Here is a 7,059-nt window from a genome sequence, read left to right on the forward strand (position 1 = left end):
TCCGTTCTTGGGCATGATCCGAACAGGAGGGGTGGACCGACCTGTGGAAATCTCGGGGGCAGGACGCCTCGTGGTCCGTATCACCGCCGCTGACGTGGGGAAACGCGTCTCCGTACGGCGCTTGGGCGAACCGGGTGGCCGGGGCGAGAAGTTCACCGACACGATCGGCGTTCTCACATCATGGGACGACGGTGTGCTGCTGATCACACAAAAGGACGGGGCGAGCGTCCGGATCGCGGAATCGTCACTGGTCGCGGGCAAGGTCGTGCCCCCGGCCCCGGCCCGCCGGCGCGGTCCCGCGGCCTCCTACGCCGAGCTGTCCCGGGTCGCCGCGCGGGCCTGGCCGCCGGTGGAGAGCGAGCGGCTGGGCGAGTGGGTGCTGAGGGCCGCGGGCGGGTTCACCCGGCGGGCCAACTCCGTGCTGCCGCTCGGCGATCCGGGCGTTCCGCTCGACGCGGCGGTGGCCGCCGTACGACGCTGGTACGGCGAGCGCGGGCTGCCCGCGTACGTCCAGACCGCCACCGGCGCCGAGGGCACGCAGGAGCTGCTCTGCGCCGAGTTGGAGCGGCGGGGCTGGACGCGCGAGGTGAGCGCCGAGCTGTGGACCGGCGCCCTGGCGCCGGTCGCCGACCGGCCCGAGGGCGCCGGCGGGCACGGGGTCGTGCTGTCCCGCACGGCCGACGAGGCGTGGCTTGCGCGCTACCAGCGCAAGGGGGTGAGCGAGGTGGCCCTGAAGGTCCTGGGCGGCGGGCCCTCGGTGTGGTTCGCGTCGGTGCCCGGCGAGGGCGCGGGCGCGCCCGCCGCGATCGGGCGCTGTGTCGTGGACGGGCGGTGGACGTCCTTCGCCGCCGTGGAGGTGGACCCGGCGCTGCGGCGGCGGGGGCTGGCGACCGCCGTCATGGCCGCGCTCGCCGGACGGGCTCTCGAAGAGGGCGCGTCGGCCGGCTGGCTCCAGGTGGAGGCCGGCAACACCGGCGCGCGCGAGCTGTACAGCCGCCTCGGCTTCGGCGCCCACCACGCCTACCACCACTACCGCGCGCCGGAGCCGGGGACCGGCTCGGCCGCCGCCGGCGACGGCCCGTCATGAGCGGGTTCGAACTCGCCCTGGGCGCGCCCTGTCCCCCGCCGCCGGAACGGGCCGCCGAGGTGCTCCGGCGGTTCGCGGAGGAGGCGCGCGGCGAGCGGCCCGATCTGTCCGCGCTGTGCCTGCTGATCGGGGCGGCGGGCGACGAAGCGCTGGACGAGGCCGGGCTCGACGCGGCACAGATGGAGCTGGACCGGCTGGCCGGGCGGCTGCCGTACCGGCCGGGCGGGCCGCTCGCCTGGGCGCGGGCCGTGGGCGAGCTGCTGGGCGGGCGGTCCGGGTTCCGCGGTTCGGCCGCCGACTACCAGCGGCTGGACTCCTCGCTGCTGCACGAGGTGCTGCGCCGTCGGCGCGGGCTGCCCATCCTGCTGTCGGTGGTGTGGATGGAGGTGGCGCGGCGGGCCGGGGCGCCCGTGTACGGGGTGGCGCTGCCCGGGCACTTCGTGGTCGGCTTCGGCGCGGCCGGCGAGCAGGTGCTCGCCGATCCGTTCGACGGCGGCCGGGTGCTCACCGGGCCGGACGCCGAGCTGCTGGTCGCGGGGGCGACGGGGGCGCCGCTGCGGTCCTCGATGCTGGAGCCCGCCGATCCGCTGGACGTGGTGCTGCGCGTCCTGAACAACATCCGCGCCTGGGCGGCGGTACGGCCCGAGCGCTCGGACGTGGCCCTGTGGGCGGTCGAACTGTCCCTGGTGCTGCCCTCCCACCCGGCCCGGCTGCGCTACGAGCGGGCCCAGCTGCTCGTGCAGCGCGGTGACTTCGTGGGCGGCGCGCTGGAGCTGGACGCGTACGCGGAGCTGGTGTCGGCGGTCGACGAGTCCACCGCCGAGCAGGTGCGGGGCCAGGCCCAGGCGGCCCGCGCCCTGCTGAACTGAGGCCGGCGGAGCCCCGGCGGAGCCCTGGCGGCCTTTGAGGGCGGCCCGGTCCTCGCGGTGCCCGCGTGCCCGCCGGCCCTACAGCCAGCCCTTCTCCCGCGCCGTGCGGACCGCCTCCGCGCGGTTGCGGACGGCGAGCTTCTGGATGGCCGTGGACAGGTAGTTGCGGACCGTGCCCTGGGACAGGTGCAGGGCGGCGGCCAGCTCGGCGTTGGTGGAGCCGTCGGCGGCGGCGCGCAGGATCTCGCGTTCGCGGTCGGTCAGCGGATTGGCGCCCCCGGCCAGGGCGGCGGCGGCGAGCGTCGGGTCGATGACCCGCTCACCGGCCAGCACCTTGCGCACCGCCGCGGCGAGCTGCGCGGCCGGGGCGTCCTTGACCAGGAACGCGTCCGCGCCCGCCTCCATGGCGCTGCGCAGATAGCCGGGGCGGCCGAAGGTGGTGAGGACGACCAGCTTCACCGCGGGCAGCTCCTTGTGGAGCCGGGCGGCGGCCTCGATGCCGGTGCAGCCGGGCATCTCGATGTCGAGCAGGGCGACGTCCACGCCGTGCGCGTGCGCCGCCGCCACGACCTCGTCGCCGCGCGCCACCTGGGCGACGACCTCGATGTCGTCCTCCAGACCCAGCAGGGCGGCCAGGGCCTCGCGGACCATCGACTGGTCCTCGGCCAGGAGGACCTTGATCGTGCGGCTCATGCGGGGGATCCTACGTCCCCTCCCGCACCCCGCGGCACCCGCGCCACCAGCCGGAAGCCGCGCTTGACGCGCCCCGCCTCCAGCCCGCCGCCGGCCTTCACGAGCCGTTCGGACAGACCGGTCAGACCGTTGCCCGGGACGCCGCCCGCGCCGCCCGCGCCGTCGTCCTCCACGGACAGCTCCAGCACCGGCCCGTCCAGGGTCTGGCGGCGCACCAGCTCCACCGCGCACCGCCGGGCGCCGCTGTGCCGTACGACGTTGGTGATCGCCTCGCGCAGCGCCCAGGCGAGGGCGGACTCGCTCTCCTCGGGAACGCCGTCGAGGTGTGTGTCAGGTTCGGCGGGCAGGCGCGCCTCGACCCCGGCCGCGGTGAGCGCGACCCGCGCGCCGGCCAGTTCGGCGGCCAGGCGGGGGCGGCGGTAGCCGGTGACGGCCTCCCGCACGTCGACCAGGGCCTGCCGGCTGACCTGCTCGATGTCGGCGACCTGCTGGGCGGCCTTGTCGGGGTGGCCGGGCAGCATCCGGCCGGCCAGCTCGCTCTTCAGCGTGATCAGGGAGAGCGAGTGGCCGAGCAGGTCGTGCAGGTCGCGGGCGAGGCGCAGGCGCTCCTCGTTGGCGGCGAGCTGGGCGACGGTGGCGCGGGCCTGGCGCAGTTCGACGGTGGTGCGCACGAGCTGGCTCACGCCCATCATCGCGAAGCCGATGAGCAGCACCAGCAGGAGCAGGTCCTTGGCGTCGGCGAGGTCCGTGGCGAGGCCGGTCAGCATCATCACGGCGGCGGTGCCCGGCACCGCCCAGTAGGCCGCCCGCACCGGCAGGGTCGCCCCGCAGGCGACGGAGACGTAGCAGAACAGGCCGAGCCAGCCCGAGCCGAGGGTGAGGCAGAGCACGACGGCCAGCGCGCACAGGAAGACGATGATGCCGGCGACGGCCGCGCGGTCGAAGGGCCTGCCCCAGTTGCGGAAGACCAGGGCCAGATAGGCGCCGACGAAGGCCGCCAGGCCCGCCCAGCCGGCCGCCGTGCCGGCGGGGCTGTGGTGGCCGGCGGCCAGGTCGTGGACGGGCGAGCTGAGGAAGACCAGCCAGATGCCGATCCATACGATCTTGCGCAGCAGCTCCCGCAGATTGCGGGGCGACTGGCCCATGGCGATCAGGCGGTCCGCCCGGTCGGCTCCCCGGTCCTCGGTCATGACGCTCACGCCTTCAGCGTGTCCTTCCGGTACAGCCAGGCCGCGCCGCCCGCGAACAGGACGAAGTAGACGGCGAGGACGGCGATGTCCTGGGTGCTCGGGGCCTGGCTCTGTTCGATGGCCCGTCCCAGAGCAGCGTACGCGTGGGTGGGCAGCCACTCGGCGATGTCCTGGAGCCACTGCGGGAAGGTGGTGGAGGGCATCCACAGGCCGCCGAGGATGGACAGGCCGAAGTAGATGATCATCGTGATGGGGCGGACCGCGTCGCCGCTGGCGAGGTAGCCGATGGCGACGCCGAGCGCGGCGAAGACCAGGCTGCCGGCCCAGATGACGCCGGTCAGGGCCAGCCACTGCCAGGCGTCGAGCCGTACGTGCTTGACCGCCCCGGCGACGGCGAAGACGACGACGATGGACGGCAGGCTGACCACGGCGGCGCCGGCGGTCTTGGCGAGGACGTAGCCGCGGCCGGGCAGGCTGGTCAGCCGCAGCTGGCGCACCCAGCCGCTCTCGCGCTCCTTGGCGATGCGCTCGCTGTTGCCCATGAGGACGGCGGTCAGGGCGCCGAAGGAGGCCATGGACACCATGAGGTAGGTGGCCACGGTCAGCCCGGTGTTGTCGACGTGGTCGTCGGAGCCGGCGCTGCTGGAGAAGATCAGGAACAGGATCGAGGGGTAGAGCACCGAGAAGAACAGGAACTTGCGGTTGCGCAGGGCGCGGGCGAGCTCCAGCTTGATGAGGCTGTTCACGACTGCTTGGCCTCCTCGGCCTCGGTGATGGCCACGAACGCCTGCTCGAGACCGAGCCCGGCGACTTCGAGGTTGCGGGGGTAGACGCCGAGCCCGTACAGGGCGTGCACGGTGGCGTCGGCGTCGGTGGACTGGATGCGGACGGTCTGGCCGCTGACGTCCACGGAGGTGACGCGGGGCAGCGCGCCCAGGGCGGCCTCGTCGATGGCGCCGTCGAGGTCGAAGCGGACGCTGCGGGCGCCGGCCTTCGCCTTGATCTCGGCGGCGGTGCCGTCGGCCAGCAGCCGGCCCCGGTGCAGCACCAGCACCCGGTCGGCGATGGCGTCGGCCTCTTCCAGGTAGTGGGTGGCGAACAGGACGGTACGGCCCTGGTCGGCCTGCTCGCGCATGGTGGCCCAGAATGCCTGGCGGGCGGAGACGTCCATGCCGGTGGTCGGCTCGTCCAGCACGATCAGATCGCTGTCACCGGCCGTCGCGAGGGCGAAGCGGACGCGCTGCGCCTGGCCGCCGGAGAGCTTGTTGACCTTGCGGTCGGCGATCTGGGAGACGCCGGCGCGGGCCATCACGTCCTGCACCTTGAACCGCTTGGGGTGCAGGTCGCAGGCGAGGCGCACCAGTTCGGCGACGGTGACCTCCTCCATCAGTCCGCCGCTCTGGAGCATCGCGCCGACGCGGCCGGCGACGATCGCCTCGCGGGGGCCGGTGCCGAAGACGGAGACGGTGCCGCCGTCGGCGTGCTTGAGGCCGAGCAGCAGGTCGAGGGTGGTGGACTTGCCGGCCCCGTTCGGGCCGAGCAGGGCCACGGTCTCCCCCGGGTGCAGGGCGAGGGACAGTCCGTCCACGGCCCGCACGTTCCCGTAGCTCTTGGTCACCTGGTCGAACGCCACCACCGCGGTCGCGGTGGCGGTCTCCGCTGTCGTCGTCATGTCCCCCATCCTGGCCGGACGGCCGGGGCGGGCGGCAGTGTCGGGGGTCCTGAGCACCGGATGACAGATGTCATGCGCCCGGCATGACAGGGCGGGGCGGCGCGGCGCGGCTGCACAGCGGGGGCGCGATACGGCGAGGGGGCGCGATACGGCGGGATACGGCGGGATACGGCGAGGGGGCGTGACCGGTCCTCGACCGGTCACGCCCCCGCGGCGCGAGAATCCGCTAGCTGGGGTTGGTCTCGATGACGCCGACCCGGTTGGTCGTGCTCATCAGGGCCGGGCGCAGGGCGCTGATCACGTCCTGGACCGTGACGGGCGTCTTCTGGCCGGTGCCCCGGGTGATCAGGACGCCGTCGAAGATCCCGCCGTACAGGCCCTTGAGCCTGGCCTCGTCGTAGGAGTCGACCAGCTTGCCGTTGACGGCCTTGACCTGGAGGAACTTCCACAGCGACTTCTCGGGGCTGAACACCACCTCGTGCCCCGGACCGGCCGTGATCTTCACCTGGGCCGACATCGCCGGCTCGGCGAACTTCTTCATCATCCGGTCGACCTCGGCGTTGGAGACCGTCGGCTGCCGGCTGGTGGTGGCCACCCGCACCGGAGTGGTCGTGCCGGTCTCCACCTGGGTGCGGTACGCCTGCTCGACCGCGCGGGCCGAACCGGCGGCGTCGATGCCCTTGCCCGCCTTGCCGTACACGGCGACGGCCTTGCCGGGCTCGAACTTGATGGTGCCGTCGCCGGAACCGGCGCCGCCCGCCGCGCTCTGCAGGGCGACCTGGAGCTTCTCCTCGTCGACGGGCATCTGCGGCTCGACCACCCGGTGCCTGCCGAACAGCGAGCCGATCACCGAGACGGGGTTGTAGTCGCTGGTGGCCGCCGCGCTGGCCGTGGCCTGGGTGTCGAGCTGGAGGCCGGACTGGTCCGGCTTGAGGGCGACGGTGCGGCCGTCCACGGACAGCTTCAGCGGCTGGTGGACCCACTTGCCGAAGGCGTCGTCGAGCTTCTTGACCGCGTCGTCCCGGGTGCCGCCGCCGATGTCGACGCCGAGCACGGTGGTGCCCTTGGGCACGTCGGAGTGGTTCATCAGCAGCCCGGCGCCGTAGGCGACGCCGCCGACGATGACCAGGCCGACGCAGAGCAGCACCAGTTTGCTGCGGCCCTTCTTCTTGGGCGCCTTGGCCGCCTTGGCCGCCTTGCCCTTGGCCGGCTTGGCGGGCGCGGCGTTCGGCTGGGGCAGCTCGGACAGCTTCGGGAACGCCGGCGAGGGCGCGCCGTCGCCGCCCGCGCCCGGCCGGAACGGCGAGTCGGCGCCGGGCGTCACGACCGGCATGCCGCTGGTGACGGTCTGGCCGGAGACGTTGTCCGGCCGGCCCGGGTGGCCCGGGGCGCCCGGGGCGGGGGCGGGCTTCTGCGGGGTGAGGATCGCGGTGTCGTCGCTCAGGCCGCCGCCGGGGCGCGCGGTGTGCGCGCCGGGGTCGCCGGCCACGACCGGTCCGGCGGCGGCGCGGGGTCCGGTCGCGGTGCCGGGTCCGGCGGCGGCCGCGA

The 7,059-nt window shown here is 74.3% G+C and carries 6 protein-coding genes and 1 pseudogene; 2 read left to right on the forward strand and 5 right to left on the reverse strand.

Translation table 11 applies throughout. The features are described from left to right. The first annotated feature begins 43 nt into the window (after positions 1-43). Positions 44-1,087 (forward strand): GNAT family N-acetyltransferase, encoded by a 1,044-nt coding sequence (locus tag ABEB07_RS02305; RefSeq protein ID WP_345666758.1) that lies wholly within the window; start codon positions 44-46, stop codon positions 1,085-1,087. Beyond that, positions 1,084-1,956, forward strand: coding sequence for a transglutaminase-like domain-containing protein (locus ABEB07_RS02310; RefSeq protein WP_345666759.1), 873 nt, complete (start codon positions 1,084-1,086; stop codon positions 1,954-1,956). The genes ABEB07_RS02305 and ABEB07_RS02310 overlap by 4 nt, the downstream gene beginning before the upstream one ends. 78 nt (positions 1,957-2,034) lie before the next feature. Here the strand turns inward: ABEB07_RS02310 and ABEB07_RS02315 are convergent, their stop codons facing one another. The 5 genes and pseudogenes from ABEB07_RS02315 to ABEB07_RS02335 form a co-directional block, all read right to left on the reverse strand. Beyond that, positions 2,035-2,649 carry a response regulator transcription factor gene (locus ABEB07_RS02315; protein ID WP_345666760.1) on the reverse strand — a complete coding sequence of 205 codons (615 nt, stop codon included), beginning with the start codon at positions 2,647-2,649 and terminating at the stop codon, positions 2,035-2,037. Further along, complete coding sequence (locus ABEB07_RS02320; protein WP_345666771.1) at positions 2,646-3,839, reverse strand: sensor histidine kinase; 1,194 nt, start codon at positions 3,837-3,839, stop codon at positions 2,646-2,648. The genes ABEB07_RS02315 and ABEB07_RS02320 overlap by 4 nt, the downstream gene beginning before the upstream one ends. A gap of 5 nt (positions 3,840-3,844) precedes the next feature. Next, positions 3,845-4,585: an ABC transporter permease gene (locus ABEB07_RS02325; protein WP_164583113.1), complete on the reverse strand. Its 741-nt coding sequence runs from the start codon at positions 4,583-4,585 to the stop codon at positions 3,845-3,847. Next, positions 4,582-5,511 carry an ABC transporter ATP-binding protein gene (locus ABEB07_RS02330; RefSeq protein ID WP_203633189.1) on the reverse strand — a complete coding sequence of 310 codons (930 nt, stop codon included), beginning with the start codon at positions 5,509-5,511 and terminating at the stop codon, positions 4,582-4,584. The genes ABEB07_RS02325 and ABEB07_RS02330 overlap by 4 nt, the downstream gene beginning before the upstream one ends. A 226-nt stretch (positions 5,512-5,737) precedes the next feature. Beyond that, positions 5,738-7,059: pseudogene (locus ABEB07_RS02335) on the reverse strand (hypothetical protein); the annotation flags it as partial.

The organism is Streptomyces similanensis, assembly GCF_039543625.1.
Lineage (GTDB): Bacteria > Actinomycetota > Actinomycetes > Streptomycetales > Streptomycetaceae > Streptomyces > Streptomyces similanensis.